General features: G+C 70.3%; 15 protein-coding genes. 9 read left to right on the top strand and 6 right to left on the bottom strand.

What is annotated here, in order from left to right; all coding sequences use genetic code 11:
* Nucleotides 1–16 precede the first annotated feature (16 nt).
* Both QF037_RS26240 and QF037_RS26245 read right to left on the bottom strand, forming a co-directional pair.
* A complete protein-coding gene (locus QF037_RS26240; RefSeq protein ID WP_307029204.1) occupies nucleotides 17–874 on the bottom strand; it encodes a helix-turn-helix domain-containing protein in 858 nt (285 codons plus the stop codon).
* Between the two features lie 198 nt (nucleotides 875–1,072).
* Nucleotides 1,073–1,534: an ATP-binding protein gene (locus tag QF037_RS26245; protein ID WP_373463819.1), complete on the bottom strand. Its 462-nt coding sequence runs from the start codon at nucleotides 1,532–1,534 to the stop codon at nucleotides 1,073–1,075.
* 82 nt (nucleotides 1,535–1,616) lie between these two features.
* Here QF037_RS26245 and QF037_RS26250 point away from each other — a divergent pair, with 82 nt between their 5' ends.
* The 5 genes from QF037_RS26250 to QF037_RS26270 all read left to right on the top strand — a co-directional run bounded on the left by QF037_RS26250 (nucleotide 1,617) and on the right by QF037_RS26270 (nucleotide 8,148).
* Nucleotides 1,617–1,877, top strand: coding sequence for a hypothetical protein (locus QF037_RS26250; protein WP_307029206.1), 261 nt, complete (start codon nucleotides 1,617–1,619; stop codon nucleotides 1,875–1,877).
* Nucleotides 1,878–2,020: 143 nt separating this feature from the next.
* Complete coding sequence (locus tag QF037_RS26255; protein ID WP_307029208.1) at nucleotides 2,021–5,158, top strand: sacsin N-terminal ATP-binding-like domain-containing protein; 3,138 nt, start codon at nucleotides 2,021–2,023, stop codon at nucleotides 5,156–5,158.
* Nucleotides 5,159–5,337: 179 nt separating this feature from the next.
* Nucleotides 5,338–6,105: a calcium-binding protein gene (locus QF037_RS26260; protein WP_307029210.1), complete on the top strand. Its 768-nt coding sequence runs from the start codon at nucleotides 5,338–5,340 to the stop codon at nucleotides 6,103–6,105.
* Nucleotides 6,106–6,189: 84 nt separating this feature from the next.
* The gene (locus QF037_RS26265) at nucleotides 6,190–7,113 is read left to right on the top strand and encodes a hypothetical protein (RefSeq protein ID WP_307029212.1); all 924 of its coding nucleotides are present in this window, start codon (nucleotides 6,190–6,192) and stop codon (nucleotides 7,111–7,113) included.
* A gap of 222 nt (nucleotides 7,114–7,335) precedes the next feature.
* Complete coding sequence (locus QF037_RS26270; protein ID WP_307029214.1) at nucleotides 7,336–8,148, top strand: hypothetical protein; 813 nt, start codon at nucleotides 7,336–7,338, stop codon at nucleotides 8,146–8,148.
* A 119-nt stretch (nucleotides 8,149–8,267) separates the two neighbouring features.
* Here QF037_RS26270 and QF037_RS26275 read toward each other — a convergent pair whose 3' ends face one another.
* Together QF037_RS26275 and QF037_RS26280 are read right to left on the bottom strand one after the other, a co-directional pair.
* A complete protein-coding gene (locus tag QF037_RS26275) occupies nucleotides 8,268–10,664 on the bottom strand; it encodes a cation-translocating P-type ATPase (protein WP_307029216.1) in 2,397 nt (798 codons plus the stop codon).
* A 113-nt stretch (nucleotides 10,665–10,777) separates the two neighbouring features.
* The gene (locus QF037_RS26280; RefSeq protein WP_307029218.1) at nucleotides 10,778–11,056 is read right to left on the bottom strand and encodes a DUF2530 domain-containing protein; all 279 of its coding nucleotides are present in this window, start codon (nucleotides 11,054–11,056) and stop codon (nucleotides 10,778–10,780) included.
* A 117-nt stretch (nucleotides 11,057–11,173) separates the two neighbouring features.
* Here QF037_RS26280 and QF037_RS26285 point away from each other — a divergent pair, with 117 nt between their 5' ends.
* Nucleotides 11,174–12,625 (top strand): NCS2 family permease, encoded by a 1,452-nt coding sequence (locus QF037_RS26285; protein ID WP_307029219.1) that lies wholly within the window; start codon nucleotides 11,174–11,176, stop codon nucleotides 12,623–12,625.
* Here QF037_RS26285 and QF037_RS26290 read toward each other — a convergent pair.
* Nucleotides 12,618–12,806, bottom strand: coding sequence for a hypothetical protein (locus QF037_RS26290; RefSeq protein WP_046259088.1), 189 nt, complete (start codon nucleotides 12,804–12,806; stop codon nucleotides 12,618–12,620). The genes QF037_RS26285 and QF037_RS26290 overlap by 8 nt on opposite strands.
* Nucleotides 12,807–12,951: 145 nt before the next feature.
* Here QF037_RS26290 and QF037_RS26295 point away from each other — a divergent pair, with 145 nt between their 5' ends.
* From QF037_RS26295 to thpR, 3 genes are all read left to right on the top strand, one after another.
* Nucleotides 12,952–13,389, top strand: a complete 438-nt coding sequence (locus tag QF037_RS26295) for a MarR family winged helix-turn-helix transcriptional regulator (protein WP_046259087.1) — start codon at nucleotides 12,952–12,954, stop codon at nucleotides 13,387–13,389.
* Nucleotides 13,390–13,413: 24 nt separating this feature from the next.
* Entirely contained in the window at nucleotides 13,414–14,775 is a 1,362-nt protein-coding gene (locus tag QF037_RS26300) for an MFS transporter (protein ID WP_307029221.1), read from the top strand.
* Nucleotides 14,776–14,895: 120 nt separating this feature from the next.
* The gene (thpR, locus tag QF037_RS26305) at nucleotides 14,896–15,468 is read left to right on the top strand and encodes an RNA 2',3'-cyclic phosphodiesterase (RefSeq protein ID WP_307029223.1); all 573 of its coding nucleotides are present in this window, start codon (nucleotides 14,896–14,898) and stop codon (nucleotides 15,466–15,468) included.
* A gap of 355 nt (nucleotides 15,469–15,823) precedes the next feature.
* Here the strand turns inward: thpR and QF037_RS26310 are convergent, their stop codons facing one another.
* On the bottom strand, nucleotides 15,824–16,816 hold the full coding sequence (locus QF037_RS26310) for an aldo/keto reductase (RefSeq protein ID WP_307029224.1): 993 nt from the start codon (nucleotides 16,814–16,816) through the stop codon (nucleotides 15,824–15,826).
* Nucleotides 16,817–16,939: the final 123 nt, after the last annotated feature.

Consider the following 16,939-nt stretch of genomic DNA (forward strand, 5'->3'; position numbering starts at 1 on the left):
GCAAGGATCGTCGCTTTCATGCTAGGCGGCCTCCGGGACATCGGGTTCGGCAGTCGCGGCAGCGGCCGGGTGCGGGGGCGCGGAAGGGACGGTCGCAGCCGTCACAGGTCTGGAAGGGGTGTCTGGGCTCCGGGGCCGGTGGCGCCGGGGGCCGGAGCGGGGGCGGGGGTGGCAGCTGGTCGGCCAGGCGGTGGGCCAGCAGGGCCGCGGGGCGGCGTAGGCCTTCGGGCGGGAGGTCCTTGGTCAGGGCCTCTCGTACGAGGGTGGCGGGGACCTCGTATTGCAGCCAGACGGCGACCCCGGGCGCCAGGTGGGCCGTGTCGCAGGCCGACAGGAGGAGGCGCGGGTCGTCGCGGTGGAGGCGGGCGAGGAGATCTGTGGCCCGTTGGAGAAGCTCCGGGGTCGGGTACGACGGCTGCGGCACCGGCGGCAGCCGCGTCTTGCGGGGCGGCTGGATCTTCTGCCGCTGCCGCGGTGGGTGTGTCTCGCCGTCACCGGGGCGCCTGCCCGGCTGGTTGCAGGAGACCGTGCGCGTCACGAAGCGGCCCCTCTCGACCCGCTGACGCTCGCGGCGCAGATAGCCGTGGCTCTCCAGCTCGTTCAGGGCCGCCGCGATACGGGTCCTGCCCTCGGGGAAGCGGTTCGCCAGGGACTTGATGTCCACGTGGGCGTCCTGCGGCAGCGACTGGATGTGGGTGCCGAGTCCGATCGCGAGGAGCGACAACTCCGGGTGCTGCGCCAGGTGGTTGCCGATCACCACGAAGCGGGTGGTGTGGCGGGTGTTCTCGTGGACGAGACCACCGGATCGGGGGTGATTTTTGCCCGTCGCACGGGACCGGGCGCGCGAGGGCGCGCTAGGGTTTTGGGTATCCATCGGGAAGGTTGTTCTTCCTTGGTGGTCAGGCCCTCGCACTGGGATTGCCGTCCCGGCGAGGGCCGAAGCATGTGTGGGGTTGTGTTGCGCTGAGCGTAGAGCAAGCAACCTGGCGAAAAGCCAGCCGAGTTGGTGATGTTCACTCGCCGGAGTGAGTCGGGGCTCCGGGCGGGAGGGGCGGGCTTGGTGAGGGTCCTTTCACCTGAGTAGTTCTTGGGAAAGAGGGCCCACGTCACCGCGGTACCGCCCACCGGAGCCCGTTGGCCCGGGCTCCGGTGCGGGCAGGGCGACTTCGGCCCAGACCGTCTTGCGCGGGGCAGGCCCCTCGGCGACTCCCCAGCGCGACGCCAGCGCCGCTACGAGCGTCAGCCCGCGCCCCGACTCGGCCTCGGGGGAGGCGCGTTCGGGACGGGGTGGGCGGTCCGCGAGGGTGTCGGTGACCTCGATGCGCAGGGTGCCGCCGACGACGTAGAGCGTCAGCCGGAAGTCCCTGCCGGGGACGCGGCCGTGCGTTACGGCGTTCGCCGCCGGCTCCGCCACGATCTGCTCCGCCGGGTCCGACGGCAGTCCCCAGGAGCGGAGTTGCTCGGTGGCGAGCAGACGGGCGAGATGGGCACCCCGGGGTGTGGGGGAGAGCTGGATGCTGAGGCTGGGGATCACGTCACTCAGCGTGGTCGCGTGCGCTTACCGTGAACAGTGACGTCTCCGTTGCGTAGAGCGACTGTCCAGGACTTGTCCGGCGTTGTCCAGCGTCCAGCGGGGCGCAGAGGCGGGTGTCGACGAGTTGCTGGTCGACGAGTTCAGAGAGCTCCGCTCCGACCTCGGAAAATTCAAGGACCAGCTGTCCGACGGACAGCGGCCCCCGGGCGATGGCGTCGCGCAGTCGGAGCCCGAGCCGTCGGCGGGCGGCGACGTCAGGACGGCCGGTGAGCCGCCGCCCTGCGGCTACTGCATCTGGCGTTGCCCCCACGCGCCCGCCGGGACGGGTGCCCTTGGCGGATGACGTCCGCGTTGCGCGAGAAACGGTGACGGTGCGGCTCGGCTGACCCTGGGCCTGGCATGGCGGCGCTCCTGCCCTACCTCTGGTCAGCCCTTGGGTTGCCCAAGCGGTACCTTCGTCGCACGCCGACGAGGAGAGTGTTGAACGTGAGCAAGTTCGTGCGGCCCGCAGCCGAGGGAGCCGACCCGTTCGGGACCGCCCGTCTCAGGCGGGGAGTGCTCGACGCCTGGGCGACCAGCCCCGCCCGGTTCCGTGAGGACGCCAACGCCGAGGAGGACCTCGCCCTCGGCGGCTACCGGGACCGACTGGTCGTCGAGCTCGCCCAGAACGCCGCCGACGCCGCCGCCAGGGCCGGCGTGCCCGGCCGGCTCCGGCTCACCCTCCGCGACGGCGTCCTCGTCGCCGCCAACACCGGCGCCCCGCTGGACGCGACCGGCGTCGAGTCCCTCTCCACCCTGCGGGCCTCCGCGAAACGCGACACCGCCGCCATCGGCCGTTTCGGCGTCGGCTTCGCCGCCGTCCTCGCCGTCACCGACGAGCCCGCGGTCGTCGGCCGCCACGGCGGCGTCCGCTGGTCCCTCGCCGAGGGCCGGGAGCGGGCCGCCGACGTCGCCCGCCACAGCCCGGGACTCGGCGACGAGATCCGCCGGCGCGACGGTCACATCCCGCTCCTGCGTCTCCCGTTCGCCGCCGAGGGCACCGCCCCGGACCCGTACGACACGGCCGTCATCCTGCCCCTGCGCGACCCGGCCGCCGGCGACCTCGCCGAGCGCCTCCTGAACGCCGTCGACGACGCCCTGCTCCTCGCCCTGCCCGGGCTGGAGGAGGTGGTGATCGAGACGGACACCACCCGGACCCTGCGCCGCCGCACCGAGGACGCCTTCACCGTCGTGGAGGACTCGCGGGAGGGCGTGACCCGGTGGCGGGTCGCCGCCTCGAACGGGCCGCTGACCGCCGAGCTCCTCGCCGACCGTCCCGTCGAGGAGCGGCTGCGGCCGCACTGGTCGGTCACCTGGGCCGTCCCCGCCGACGCCGACGGCACGCCGGCCCGCCCCCGCACCACCCCTGTCGTGCACGCCCCCACGCCCAGTGACGAGCCGCTCGGTGTGCCCGCGCTGCTCATCGCCTCCTTCCCGCTGGACCCCACCCGCCGGCACGCGGCGCCCGGTCCGCTGACCGACTTCGTGGTGCAGCGCGCGGCGGACGCGTACGTCGAACTGCTCGCCGCGTGGCGGCCGGTGACCGTCGGCATCATCGACCTCGTGCCCGGCCCGCTCGGCAAGGGCGAGCTGGACGGGGCCCTGCGGCAGGCGATCCTGGAGCGGCTGCCCCGGACCGCCTTCCTGCCGCCGGCCCTGACCCCCGACCAGGACGACGACCTGCCCGAGGCCCTGCGCCCCAGGGACGCGGAGGTGGTGGAAGGCGCCGGCGCCGAGACCGTGCGCGTCCTCGCCGAGGTCCTCCCCACGCTCCTCCCCGCCGGTCTCGAACGCCGGGTCGAACTGCGCACCCTCGGCGTCGCCCGGCTCCCGCTCACCGACGCCGTCGACCGGCTGGCCGGGCTGGAGAAGGAGCCGGGCTGGTGGCGCAGCCTGTACGACAGCCTCGCGGGCGTGGACCCGGACCGGCTGTCCGGCCTTCCCGTCCCGCTCGCTGGGGGCACCTCCCAGGCTTTCGGCTCTGGGGGAGGCCGTACGACCATCGGCCCCCGGCAGGTCCTCCTCCCCACCGCCGACAGCGCCGTCATCGACCCGGAGGTGCTCGCCCGGCTCGGCCTCAAGGTCGCCCACCCGGACGCCGCGCACCCCCTGCTGGAGAAGCTCGGCGCGCTCCCCGCCTCCCCGCGTGCGGTGCTGACCACCCCGCAGGTGCGGGCCGCGGTCGCCGCGTCGCTCGACGACGACGGCGGGGCGTGGGAGGAGGACACCCTCGACGCGGAGGAGCTGGCCGACACCGTCCTCGCCCTGGTCCGCGACGCGGGCCTCGAGCCCGGCGACGAGCCCTGGCTCGGTGCGCTCGCCCTGCCCGACGAGGACGGCGAACCGGCGCCCGCCGGTGAACTCGTCCTCCCCGGCAGCCCGTTCGCGCAGATCATGCGCGAGGGCGAACTCGCCACCGTGGACGCCGAGCTGGCCGAGCGCTGGGGCGAACAGCCGCTGGCCGCCTGTGGCGTGCTCGCCACCTTCGCGCTGGTCCGCGCCACCGACGTGGTCCTGGACCCGGACGAACTGGAGCCGCGCGACGGGGACTTCGCCGAGCCGGACGACCCGGGCTTGCTGGACGCCGTGGACGTGTGGAGCGAGGACATCCTCGACCGCTTCCCCGACTCGCCGGTCCCGCCGGTCGCCACCGAACTGATCGCCGTACGCGATCTGGACCTGGTGGACGAGGAGTGCTGGCCGCAGGCGCTCGCCCTGCTCGCCCGGCCGCCGCTGCGGGACGCCCTCACCCAGCCGGTGCGGATCCTGCTGCCGGACGGCACCCATGAAGTCGTACGGCCCTACACCGCATGGTGGTTGCGGGGGCACCCGGTGCTCGACGGCCGCCGCCCGGCCGGTCTGCTCGCGGCCGGCGGGGACCCGCTGCTGCGAGGCCTGTACGAGGAGGCGGACGCGGCCGGATTCGACGACGAGCAGGTGCTGCGGGCGCTCGGCGTGCGGACATCGGTGGCCGCGCTGCTGGCGGAGCCGGGCGGGGCGGCGGAGCTGCTCGACCGCCTCGCCGACCCCTCGCGGGAGGTGACGGGGACCCAGCTGCACGCCCTCTACAGCGCGTTGGCCGACCTGGACCCCGAACAGGTGACCCTGCCCGACGAGCTGCGGGCCGTCGTCGACGGGCGGGTCCAGGTGGTGGAGGCGGCCGACGCCGTGGTCGTCGACTCACCCGACCTGCTGCCCTTCACCGCGGGCACGCCGCTGCTGCCGGTGCGTCCGGCGCGCGCCGCCGAGCTGGCGGAACTGTTCCAGGTGCGGCGGCTGAGCGAGTCGGTCACCGGGTCGGTGGACTCCGAGGGCGCCGAACACGACGTACCGGATCCGGTGCGGGTGCTGCTCGGGTCGCGGACGCCGACGACGTACGTCGAGCACGAGGAACTCGTCGTGGACGGAGTGGAGTTGGACTGGCGGCTGACCAACGACGGTGTCCTGCACGCCTCGACGCTCGAAGGCGTGGCCGCCGGTCTCGCCTGGGCGGCCGGGCAGTGGCCGCGTCGTTTCGAGGTCGCGGCGCTGCTGGAAGACCCGTCACGGACGGCGGAGTTGGCCCGCGACCGGTGGTTCGACTGACCTGTGCGGGTGATCTTTGAAAAGCTCGCACAAATTTCTCACCATCCGTACAACCATTCACTCCCGTCACGAATCTGATCACATGAGTCAACAGACTCCTTGATCACTTGGGCCCCGACGTGTAGGCGATCGCCGTGGGGGACGACGACCGTCGGGGCCCTTCTCCATACGGGGATCGCATGCGTATACGAGCCATCGGGGCTGCCGTCACCGGCGCCCTGGCCCTGTCCGCCTTCGCTGTGCCTGCCGCGCAGGCGGACGGCAGCCTGGGTGACACCAAGATCACCAAGGTTGTCGTCGACGGCGACAACAAGGTGTCTGTCGGCACCTCGGCCGCGAAGACCATCAAGGTCAGCGTGACGGCCACGGACAACTCGGGCATCGCCGGCGCCGAGGAGTTCGACCTGATCGGCCCCGGCACGGGCTACCTGTCGACCGGCAAGCCGACCTGCACGGCCGCCAGCGCCACCACCTCGACCTGCACCGCGTCGGTGACGGTGGACTCGCAGACGGACTACCTCAGCAACGCCAGCGCCGGCACGTGGTACGTCAACGCGTGGATCGACGCCAACGACGACGACTACGTCTGGAAGGACAAGGCCGGGTCCTTCAAGTTCCAGCGTGCCGCCAAGCTCACGGCGAACGCCTCGCCGGAGCCGGTGAAGAAGGGCAAGACCATCACGGTCACCGGCAAGCTGATCCGGGCCGACTGGGAGGCCTACCCGCTTCCCAAGTACGTCAACTACGCCAGTCAGTCGGTGAAGCTGCAGTTCCGTAAGAAGAGCTCCAGCACGTACACCACGGTCAAGACCATCAAGTCGAACGCGTCGGGCAACCTGAGCACCACGGTCAAGGCGTCGGTCGACGGCTACTTCCGCTACTCCTTCGCGGGCACGACGACCACCGTGGCGGTCAACGCCACCGGTGACCTCATCGACGTGAAGTAGGCGCAGCGGTCCCCGCACCATCCCACCGGGTCCCGGAGTGTCCGGGGCCTGGTACCTCCCACACTCTCTTCCTTGAGGAAACACATGCGTATTCGCGCCACCGTGGCCGCCGTCTCCGGCGCCCTGGCCCTGTCCGCCCTCGCTGTTCCGGCCGCGCAGGCGGACACGTCCCGGACCTCTGACGCCTCCGGCGTCCACGCCGTCGCCCAGGCCGCCTCGGGCAAGTCCACGTTCGCCGCCGCCGTGGACGGCACCCCCTACGCCCTCGACGCCTCCTTCTCCAACGTGAAGGTCAACAAGGGCAAGAACATCGTCGTCGGCACCACCAGCGTCGTGAAGGTGCCGGTCTCCTTCACGCTGACCCACGGCGCGGACGTCGACATCGACGCCGCGGACTTCTTCGCCGGCGTCGAGCTGTACAAGGGCGAGGACTTCTACACGTCCGAGTTCTGGTACGACAGCTCCGACGCGACCTGCACGGACTCCTCCGCCACGGTCGCCGCCTGCACGGCCACCATCGCCGTCGACCCGGCTCCGGGCGACCCGGAGTGGAGCCTGCTGAACTCGGACGCCGGCACCTGGAAGGCGGCCGGCTTCGCGGTCGCGTTCAACGGCGAGGACCCGGAGAACCCGAACCTGGACAACGTCGGTGTCGCCGTCACCGACAAGGCCGCCGCCCCCAAGGTGCAGCGCCTGTCGAAGCTGACGGTCAACGCCTCGCCGGAGCCGGTGAAGAAGGGCAAGACCATCACGGTCACCGGCAAGCTCTCCCGCGCCAACTGGGACACCGACAAGTACGCCGGCTACAGCAGCCAGTCGGTGAAGCTCCAGTTCCGCAAGAAGAGCTCCAGCACCTACACCACGGTCAAGACCATCAAGTCGAACTCGACCGGCAACCTGAGCACCACGGTCAAGGCCTCGGCCGACGGCTACTTCCGCTACTCCTTCGCGGGCACCACGACCACCCCGGCGGTCAACGCCACGGGTGACTTCGTCGACGTGAAGTAAGCAGAGCCCCTACGACACGCCGGTCCCGGAAGCCGTCCGGGGCCGGCGTTCGTGCTTGGTCATACGGAGCCCAACGGATTCCCTCGGAATCTCTCCAAGATTCAAGCATTGTGCAGGCTAGGACAAAATCCGGACCCACCCGTACAACCTCTCCCAGGGGTCACGGATCTGATCGCGTGAGTCAACAGACTCCTAGATCACTTCTCCCCCTGGGGAACGCACATGCGCAACAGAGCCACTCTGGCCGCCGTCTCCGCCGTGACCGGCGCCCTGGCGCTCACCGCCCTCGCCGTGCCGGCCGCGCAGGCCGCCACGACCGCCGGGCCCGCCGTCACCTTCTCCGAGCTCAAGGTGAACAGCGGAAAGAACATCGTGGTCGGCACCACGACCCAGGTCACGGTCTCCGCGACGTACACCGTGACCAAGCCCGCGGACCTGGCCGCCGACTCCTTCCAGACCGGTCCCGTCCTCTACCGTGGCGACACCCTCGGCCTGGACTCCGACGACCTCCTCCTCGGCGACGACCCCGGCACCTGCACGGCGTCCTCCTCGACGGTCCTGAAGTGCACGGCGAAGATCCAGTTCCGTCCCGACTCCACCGATGAGGAGGGCGACCTCGTCAACGCCGAGGCGGGCAGCTGGAAGCTGGGCGCCCTCGCGGCCGGCGACAACGGCGGGCTCACCTGGCAGGGAGGCCTCGGCACCACCAAGCTCCAGCGCAAGTCCACCCTCACCGTCAACGCCTCCCCTGAGCCGGTGAAGAAGGGCAAGACCATCACGGTCACCGGGAAGCTCTCCCGCGCCAACTGGGAGACCAACAAGTACGCGGGCTACGCGAGCCAGTACGTCAAGCTCCAGTTCCGCAAGGCGGGCACGACCACCTACACCACGGTCAAGACCATCAAGACCAGTTCCACCGGCACCCTCAGCACCACGGTCACGGCCTCGGCCGACGGCTACTACCGCTACAGCTTCGCGGGCACGACGACGACCCCGGCAGTGAGCGCAACGGGCGACTACATAGACGTCCAGTAGAGCGCCCCGTAAGGGGCGCGGGGCTGTATTCATTTGCGGCTACCGCCGCGCGGGCGCGACCAGCCACAACGGCGCCGCACCCGGCACACAACAGCAGCCCCCACCCATCCAGCCAAGCGCTAAGCGGGTACGCGGCGGTCGATCCACCTCCATGTGAACTCCAGGACGGCCGCCGCCACCACCGAGATGCCCACCGCGATCCACGGCATCGTCACCCCCACCAGCCGCAGCGCGAAGAAGTCCTGCAACGACGGCACCACCAGCACCAGCAGGAACCCCGCGCCCATCGACGCCACCAGCGCCACCCGCCACCACGTGTAGGGCCGGGCGATGATCGCCAGCACCCACATCGAGATCAGGAACAGGGTCAGCGTGGCGACGCTCGTCTCCGCGTCCAGCGCGTCCCTGCCCGTGTAGTAGTGACGGGCGATCAGATACGTCACGAAGGTCGCGATCCCGGCCAGCAGCCCGCCGGGGATGGCGTACCGCATGACCCGTCGCACGAAGTGGGGTTTCGCCCGTTCCGTGTTGGGCGCGAGGGCGAGGAAGAAGGCCGGGACACCGATCGTCAGGGTGGACAGCAGCGTCAGGTGCCTCGGCAGGAAGGGGTACTCCACCCGCCAGCACACCACCAGCACCGCCAGCAGTACCGAGTACACCGTCTTCACCAGGAACAGCGTCGCCACCCGCGTGATGTTCCCGATGACCCGGCGCCCCTCCGCGACCACCGAGGGCAGTGTCGCGAAGCTGTTGTTGAGCAGCACGATCTGCGCCACCGCCCGGGTCGCCTCGGAGCCGGAGCCCATCGACACCCCGATGTCGGCGTCCTTCAGCGCGAGGACGTCATTGACTCCGTCGCCCGTCATCGCGACCGTGTGTCCGTGGGACTGGAGCGCGCCCACCATGTCCCGCTTCTGCTGCGGGGTGACCCGCCCGAACACCGTGCCCTCGTCGAGGGCCTTCGCCATGCCCTCCTTGTCGGCGGGCAGGGCGCGCGCGTCGACGGTCGCCCCGGTCAGCCCGAGCTTCCCGGCCACCGCGCCCACCGACACCGCGTTGTCGCCGGAGATGACCTTGGCCCGCACGTTCTGCTCGGCGAAGTACCGCAGGGTGTCGGCAGCGTCGGGCCGCAGCCGCTGCTCCAAGGCGACGAGGGCGGTGGCCCGTGAGCCCTGGGCCACCTCCGCCTCGTCCAGGTTCCGCACGGCCCGTGTCAGGAGCAGTACCCGCAGGCCCTGCTCATTGAGCCGCTCGGTCTCGGCGAGGGCGGGGTCGTCCGCCGCGAGCAGCACGTCGGGCGCCCCCAGCAGCCATGTGCTCGACTCCCCGTTGCCCTCGCTGAGGGTCGCCCCGCTGAACTTGCGGGCGGAGGAGAAGGGCAGCGACTCGGTGCAGCGCCAGTCCTCGGCGTCCGGGTAGGCGTCGATGATCGCCTGGAGGGACGCGTTGGGCCGCGGATCCGATTCGCCGAGGGCGCCCAGCACCTTGCGCACATACGACTCGTCGCTGCCGTTCAGCGGCCGCAGCTCCGTGACGTCCATGCCGCCCTCGGTCAGCGTGCCCGTCTTGTCGAGGCAGACCGTGTCGACGCGGGCGAGACCCTCGATGGCCGGCAACTCCTGGACGAGGCACTGTTTTCGGCCAAGTCGGATGACCCCTATCGCGAAGGCGACGGACGTCAGCAGGACGAGCCCCTCGGGCACCATCGGGACGATGCCGCCGACCGTGCGGGCGATGGACTCCTTGAGGTCGTTGCTCTTGACGACGAGTTGGGTGATGACCAGGCCGGTCGCGGCCGGGATCATCATCCAGGTCACGTACTTGAGGATCGTGGAGATGCCGGAGCGCAGCTCGGAGTGGACGAGGGTGAACCGGGAGGCCTCCTCGGCGAGTTGGGCGGCGTACGCCTCGCGCCCCACCTTGGTCGCCCGGAACGCCCCGCCGCCCGCGACGACGAAGCTGCCGGACATGACCTTGTCCCCGGGCTGCTTGACCACGGGGTCGGCCTCGCCGGTGAGCAGTGACTCGTCGATCTCGAGACCGTCGGCCTCGACGCACACCCCGTCCACGACGGCCTTGTCGCCGGGCCCGATCTCGATGAGGTCGTCCAGCACGATGTCGGAGGTGCCGACCTCCAGGGCCACCCCGTCCCGCCGTACCGTCGGCCTGGCCTCGCCGATCACCGCGAGGGAGTCGAGGGTCTTCTTCGCCCGCCACTCCTGGATGATGCCGATACCGGTGTTGGCGATGATCACGTACCCGAACAGGCTGTCCTGGAACGGCGCGACGAACAGCATGACCAGCCAGAGCACGCCGATGATCGCGTTGAACCGGGTGAAGACATTGGCGCGGACGATGTCGGCCATCGACCGGCTGTTGCGCACCGGGACGTCGTTGACCTGACCGCTCGCGATCCGCTCGGCCACCTCGGCGGCGGAGAGCCCGGTCGCCGGCGTGGCGGGGACGGGAACGGGATGCACAGGATCGAGTTCGGCGCCCGCGTCGATGTGCGTCATGCGTTTGACGGTACGTGCGGATTTACGGCTTCACACGCCGAGTGGCCGGAAGATCCGACCTGGGGAGGACGGACCGGCGGGGGGAGTGGTGCCGTGGTCGTACGGGATGCCCCTCACTCCGCGGCAGGAGTCTCGGCGTCCTCGGCCGCTGCCGCCGCCCGCTTGATGGCGGTGTCGCGCTTCTTGACGAAGTAGACGCCGTACAGTCCCAGCCCGGTGCCGGCCAGGCAGGTCCACACCCACCAGGCGTGTCCGCGGTCGTCGAACCAGCCGTAGAAGGGGAGCTGGACGAGGAAGAGGACGAACCAGAGGATCGTGCCGCCGATGATGGTCGGCACGATGGGCCCCTCCAGGGGCTCGGGTGCCTCGTGCTTGGGGGTCCACTTCGCCATGGAGCACAGCTTACGAGGCGATCAGTTCTACGCGCGGAGATGGTGGAGCGGCGCCTTATATGTTCATACTGAAACGGTTTGCCTCTGACCACTTCTCATCGTAGGAAAAACCAAAACATGTCCACCTCGGCCCCCGCCAAGGTCCCCGCGCCCGATCAGCCGGGTGGTGCGCCCGCATACGGCGCCCTCGACCGTTTCTTCAAGATCTCCGAGCGGGGCAGCACGCTCCCCCGCGAGGTCCGCGGCGGTTTCGCCACCTTCTTCGCGATGGCCTACATCATCGTGCTGAACCCGATCATCCTGGGCAGCGCGAAGGACATGTACGGCAACCAGCTCGACAACGGTCAGCTGGTGACGGCCACCTGTGTGACGGCGGCGTTCACCACGCTCCTCATGGGCGTCATCGGCAACGTCCCGATCGCGCTGGCCGCCGGCCTCGGTGTGAACTCGGTCGTCGCGCTCCAGCTCGCGCCCCGGATGTCCTGGCCGGACGCCATGGGCATGGTGGTGCTCGCCGGCTTCATCGTGATGCTGCTGGTCGCCACGGGTCTGCGCGAGCGCGTCATGAACGCGGTCCCCTTCGGTCTGCGCAAGGCCATCAGCATCGGTATCGGCCTGTTCATCATGCTGATCGGTCTCGTCGACTCCGGCTTCGTCTCCCGCATCCCGGACGTCGCCCAGACCACCGTCCCGCTCCAGCTCGGCGGCGACGGCCACCTCGACGGCTGGCCGGTCCTGGTCTTCATCCTGGGCGCCCTGCTCACCCTGGCGCTCATCGTCCGCGAGGTCTCGGGCGCGATCCTCATCTCGATCGTCGCCATGACCGTCGTGGCGATGATCATCGAGGCCGTCGCCAAGGTCCCGTCCTGGGGTCTGACGACGCCGAAGTGGCCCGGCAACCCGGTCGCCACCCCCGACTTCGGGCTGCTGGGCAAGGTCAGTCTGTTCGGCGGCTTCGGCAAGGTCGGCGTGCTGACCGGCGTCCTGTTCGTCTTCACGGTCCTGCTGTCGTGCTTCTTCGACGCGATGGGCACGATCATGGGCGTCAGCGACGAGGCCAAGCTGACCGACGCCCAGGGCCAGATGCCGGGCATCAACAAGGTCCTGTTCGTCGACGGCCTCGCGGTCGCCGCGGGCGGTGCCAGCTCCTCCTCGGCCACCACCGCCTTCGTGGAGTCCACGGCGGGTGTCGGCGAGGGCGCGCGCACCGGATTCGCGAACGTCGTCACCGGCGGCCTCTTCACCGTGGCGCTGTTCCTGACGCCCGTGGCCACGATGGTCCCGTCCCAGGCGGCGACCCCGGCGCTGCTCGCGGTGGGCTTCCTGATCCTGTCCAACTCGGTCAGGGAGATCGACTGGGCGGACTACACGATCGCCATCCCGGCCTTCGTGACCATGGTGATGATGCCGTTCACGTACTCGATCACCAACGGCATCGGCATGGGCTTCATCACCTTCGTGGTGCTGCGGCTGGCCGCCGGGCGGGGCAAGGAGATCCCCGCCGCGATGTATGTCGTCGCCGCCGTCTTCGCCTTCTACTACCTGATGCCGGCCCTGGGCCTCACGTGACCCCGTAGAACTTCTCCGTCTCCTCGACGGCGGTCTGGAACCGCTCGTCGAAGTCATCCCGGATGAGCGTTCGGACGACATAGTCCTGGACGCTCATTCCCCTTTTCGCCGCATGGTCCCGGAGCCGTTCGAGCAGCTCCCCGTCTATCCGCAGGCTGAGCACGCTGGTCCCCATGAACACGAGGGTCGCGGGCGTCGGCGGACGGCGTTCACATTCCGCCGCCGTCTCACTCGTACGGGTGATGATCCTGTTTTAGTGGCCCGCCTCACGGGAATCCTCGCGCGCGCCATCTTGTTTAGCGAGAGTAATGAGTTACGCTAAAGAGATGCCGGACCTTACACATGGCGACGACGCTGCCGCCGTGAACTCCCTGCGCTCCGCCGTGATGCGACTGTCCCGTCGGCTCAAGCACCAGCGGGTCGACGAGTCGCTGAGCCCCACCGAGATGTCGGTCCTGGGCACCCTCTCCATCTGCGGCAAGGCCACCCCGGGCGAACTCGCCCGCAAGGAGCATGTGCAGCCGCCCTCGATGACCCGCATCGTGGCCCTGCTCGAGGGCAAGGGACTGGTCCGGCTCGAGCCGCACCCCGAGGACCGCCGCCAGAAGGTCGTCACGAAGACGGAACAGGCCGAGGCGATGCTCGCCGAGAGCCGCGCCAAGCGCAACGCCTTCCTGGCCACCCTGGTCGACGGCCTGGACGAGGACGAGTGGGCCAAACTGCGCGCCGCCGCCCCCGTGCTGGAGAAGCTCGCACACCTGTAATCCGTCTTGAGGAGGCGACCACTTTTGAGTACGGGATCCGGAGCAGACTCCGCCCCCGCACCGTCCACCTCTACCCCCGAGGATCCCGCCAGGTCCTCGAAGTCCTCGATGTTCAGCTCCCTGAAGAGCCGGAACTACCGGCTCTTCTTCGCCGGCCAGGTCGTCTCCAACACCGGCACCTGGATGCAGCGCATCGCCCAGGACTGGCTGGTCCTGAGCCTCACCGGCTCATCGACCGCCGTCGGCGTCACCACCGCACTCCAGTTCCTGCCGATGCTGCTCTTCGGGCTCTACGGCGGTGTCCTCGTCGACCGCCTCCCCAAGCGTCCGACGCTGCTGGTCACCCAGTCCGCGATGGCCGTCACCGGTCTCGCCCTCGCCTTCCTGACCCTCTCCGGGCACGTGGAGGTCTGGCACGTCTACCTGGCGGCCTTCGCCGTGGGTCTCGCCACGGTCGTCGACAACCCGGCCCGCCAGACCTTCGTCTCCGAGATGGTCGGACCCGACCAGCTGCAGAACGCGGTCAGCCTGAACTCCGCGAACTTCCAGTCCGCCCGTCTGATCGGCCCCGCCGTCGCGGGCCTGATGATCACCGGCGTCGGCACCGGCTGGGCGTTCCTCGCCAACGGCCTGTCCTTCGTCGCGCCCATCACCGGACTGCTGCTGATGCGGTCGCGCGAGTTGCACGCGGTCGAGCGGGCCCCGCGCGGCAAGGGCCAGCTGCGGGAGGGACTCCACTACGTCGCGGGCCGCCCGGACCTGATCTGGACCATCGTCCTGGTCGGGTTCGTCAGCACCTTCGGCTTCAACTTCCCGGTATACCTGTCGGCCTTCGCCGACGACGTCTTCCACGCGGGCGCCGGCTCCTACAGCCTCTTCAACACCCTGATGGCGGTCGGCTCCCTCGCAGGCGCCCTGCTCGCCGCCCGGCGCGGCACCGCCCGGATGCGGGTACTGGTCGCGGGTGCGGTGGCCTTCGGCACGCTGGAGATCGTGGCCGCGCTCGCCCCGTCCCTGTGGCTCTTCGCCCTGCTCATGGTCCCGATCGGCATGTTCGGCATGACGGTCAACGTCACCGCCAACAGCAGCGTCCAGCTGAGCACCGACCCGGCGATGCGGGGCCGGGTGATGTCCCTCTACATGATGGTGTTCATGGGCGGCGCCCCCCTGGGCGCCCCGATCGCCGGCTGGATCACCGACGCGTACGGCGTCCGGGCGGGCCTCGCGGCCGGCGGTGTGATCGCCGCCTCGGCGGCCGTGACGATCGGCCTGTTCCTGGCCCGGGTCGGCAACCTGCGCCTGTCGGTGGGCTGGCACCACGGGCACCCGCGGGTGGGCCTGGTCCCCCGGGAGCGGGAGCGGGAGCGGCTGGCGACGGCCGCGTAAGAAGTCCCGACCGGTCGGCCCGGAGGGCCGGAGCGCCTCGATACGGCTCCCTCCCTCCGGGCCGACGGCTGTCCGGGCCACCCCGGCTCCGCGTTCCCCGCCTGGTGACAGGCTGACCTCATGAGACTCTTCGCCGCCGTGCTGCCCCCGCGGGAAGTCGCTCGGGAACTCGCCGCGGAAGTGGACGAGCTGAGGAGACTCCCGGGCGCGGACGGACTGCGCTGGACGGGCCGGCCGGGATGGCACTTCACGCTCGCGTTCTACGGCGAGGTGGCGGACGACGTCGTCGCGGAACTGTCGGCGCGGCTGGAGCGGGCGGCCGCGCGCACCGCACCCTTCGAGCTGGCCGTGCGGGGCGGCGGGCAGTTCGGGCACGGGCGGGCGCTGTGGGTGGGCGCCTCGGGCGATGTGCCGGCGCTGCGGCTGCTGGCGGACCGTGCGGAGGCGGCGGCCCGGAAGGCGGGGGTGCCGATGGGGGAGCACCGGCGGTACAAGGCCCACCTGACGCTGGCGCGCAGCCGGTCGGACGTGGACGTACGGCCGTACGTCTCCGCCCTCGAGGGGTTCACGAGCCGTACGTGGACTGTGGGCGAGCTGGCGCTGGTCCGCAGCGACCTGCCGAAGTCGGGGGTGCCGGGGGAGCAGCCGCGGTACGAGGTGGTCGCCCGGTGGGCGCTCGGCGGGGCCGGTTAGGCTCGGGGGGTGGACCCGAAGACCCGGAACCGAATCATGGCCGTTGTGCTGGTGCTGATGTTCGTCGTCGTGGCGTTGGCATCGATGCTCGGGCGGTAGGGCCGGGGAGCTGCGGTCGGCTTTCGGCCGCGGGGCGAGTGCGGCTGGTCGCGCAGTTCCCCGCGCCCCTGACGGGACGCGCCCACCAGGCGAATGCCTCCGGCGACGGCTCCGGGCCCGGGAAGATCTCGCCAGGCCGGTCAGCAGCAGGTAGGGGAACTGCGCGCGGCTTTTCGGCTGCGGGCCGTATGCGGCTGGCCGCGCCCGCGGGGCGGAGTCGCGTATCGACTCCGCCCCGCGCCCCTGACGGGGGCTCCTACCAGGCGAATGCTTCAGGCGACGGGCCCGGGCCCGGGAAGATCTCGTCCAGGCCGGACAGCAGTTCCTCGCTCAGCTCCAGCTCCACGGCCCGGAGCGCCGACTCCAACTGCTCGGCCGTACGCGGTCCGACGATCGGGCCGGTCACGCCGGGGCGGGTGAGGAGCCAGGCCAGGGCGGCCTCGCCGGGGGCGAGACCGTGCTTCTCGAGGAGATCCTCGTACGACTGGATCTGGGCGCGGACGGCGGTGTTGGCGAGGGCGTCGGCGGCCCGGCCGCTCGCCCGGCGCCCGCCCTCGACCTCCTTCTTGATGACACCGCCGAGCAGCCCGCCGTGCAGCGGCGACCACGGGATGACGCCGAGCCCGTACTCCTGCGCGGCCGGGACGACCTCCATCTCGGCGCGGCGCTCGGCGAGGTTGTAGAGGCACTGCTCGCTGACGAGCCCGATGGTGCCGCCGCGCCGGGCGGCGATCTCGTTGGCCTGGGCGATCTTGTACCCGGGGAAGTTGCTGGACCCCACGTAGAGGATCTTGCCCTGCTGGACGAGGACGTCGATCGCCTGCCAGATCTCCTCGAAGGGGGTGTCGCGGTCGACGTGATGGAACTGGTAGACGTCGATGTAGTCGGTCTGCAGCCGCTTGAGGCTCGCGTCCACCGCCCGCCGGATGTTGAGGGCGGACAGCTTGTCGTGGTTCGGCCAGGAGGGGCCGTCGCCCGCCATGTTGCCGTAGACCTTGGTGGCGAGGACGGTCTTGTCGCGATGCGCGGGGCTCTTCGCGAACCAGTTGCCGATGATCTCCTCGGTACGGCCCTTGTTCTCGCCCCAGCCGTACACGTTGGCGGTGTCGAAGAAGTTGATGCCCGCGTCGAGGGCCGAATCCATGATCGCGTGGGAGTCGGCTTCATCGGTCTGCGGGCCGAAGTTCATGGTGCCGAGGACGAGTCGGCTGACCTTGAGTCCGGTGCGTCCGAGCTGCGTGTACTTCATGACTCCCTAGCCAACGGCGTGGAGCGCGCTCTAGGCAAGGGTGATCTTGAGTCTTGACGCTAACCAATGGTTAGTGCTTTCCTATGGAAAGTTAGAGCTTGAACTTTCAATATCTATCGCCTG

The sequence above is a fragment of the Streptomyces canus genome (genome assembly GCF_030815415.1).
GTDB classification, from domain to species: domain Bacteria; phylum Actinomycetota; class Actinomycetes; order Streptomycetales; family Streptomycetaceae; genus Streptomyces; species Streptomyces canus_F.

Bases quoted from the DNA above. Each gene is read 5' to 3' on its own strand.
- QF037_RS26280 (WP_307029218.1), bottom strand. From the start codon at position 11,056: ATGGCGAAGTGGACCCCCAAGCACGAGGCACCCGAGCCCCTGGAGGGG.
- QF037_RS26265 (WP_307029212.1), top strand. From the start codon at position 6,190: ATGCGTATTCGCGCCACCGTGGCCGCCGTCTCCGGCGCCCTGGCCCTG.
- QF037_RS26240 (WP_307029204.1), bottom strand. From the start codon at position 874: ATGGATACCCAAAACCCTAGCGCGCCCTCGCGCGCCCGGTCCCGTGCG.
- QF037_RS26270 (WP_307029214.1), top strand. From the start codon at position 7,336: ATGCGCAACAGAGCCACTCTGGCCGCCGTCTCCGCCGTGACCGGCGCC.
- QF037_RS26295 (WP_046259087.1), top strand. From the start codon at position 12,952: ATGCCGGACCTTACACATGGCGACGACGCTGCCGCCGTGAACTCCCTG.
- QF037_RS26260 (WP_307029210.1), top strand. From the start codon at position 5,338: ATGCGTATACGAGCCATCGGGGCTGCCGTCACCGGCGCCCTGGCCCTG.
- QF037_RS26275 (WP_307029216.1), bottom strand. From the start codon at position 10,664: ATGACGCACATCGACGCGGGCGCCGAACTCGATCCTGTGCATCCCGTT.
- QF037_RS26310 (WP_307029224.1), bottom strand. From the start codon at position 16,816: ATGAAGTACACGCAGCTCGGACGCACCGGACTCAAGGTCAGCCGACTC.
- QF037_RS26285 (WP_307029219.1), top strand. From the start codon at position 11,174: ATGTCCACCTCGGCCCCCGCCAAGGTCCCCGCGCCCGATCAGCCGGGT.
- thpR (WP_307029223.1), top strand. From the start codon at position 14,896: ATGAGACTCTTCGCCGCCGTGCTGCCCCCGCGGGAAGTCGCTCGGGAA.